Genomic DNA, 390 nt, shown 5'->3' with positions numbered 1-390 from the left:
ATGTGGCCGCGCTGGAGGGCAGCCTCACGGCGCTCGCGGCGCGCCATGACGCGCTACGGACCTCCTTCGGGGCGCAGGACGGACGGCCCCTCCAGCTCATCTCGAAGGACGCGGTGCTGCCGCTGGCGCGCGTGTCGCTGACGGCCCTGCCGGTGGAGGCCCGTGAGGCCGAAGCCTCCCGGTTGGCCCAGGAAGAGGCCAGACGCCCGTTCGACCTGACGCGCGGCCCGCTGGTGCGCGCCACGCTGTTGACGCTGGAGGAGCGCACGCACGTGCTGGTGCTCGTCATGCACCACGCCGTGTCGGACGGCACGTCCATGGCGGTGCTGGTGCGCGAGGTGTCCGCCCTCTACGCGGCGCTGCGCGAGGGCCAGCCTTCTCCGCTGCCCG

General features: G+C 73.8%; 1 protein-coding gene. It reads left to right on the top strand.

What is annotated here, in order from left to right:
* A partial coding sequence (locus ACLEQD_RS45220; RefSeq protein ID WP_410392044.1) for a condensation domain-containing protein occupies positions 1 to 390 on the top strand: 390 nt, incomplete at both ends.

Origin of the sequence: Corallococcus sp. 4LFB (assembly GCF_046520365.1) — a bacterium.
Lineage (GTDB): Bacteria > Myxococcota > Myxococcia > Myxococcales > Myxococcaceae > Corallococcus > Corallococcus caeni.
Note: the sequence above shows the minus strand (reverse complement) of the source record. Positions and strands in the feature narration are given on the sequence as shown.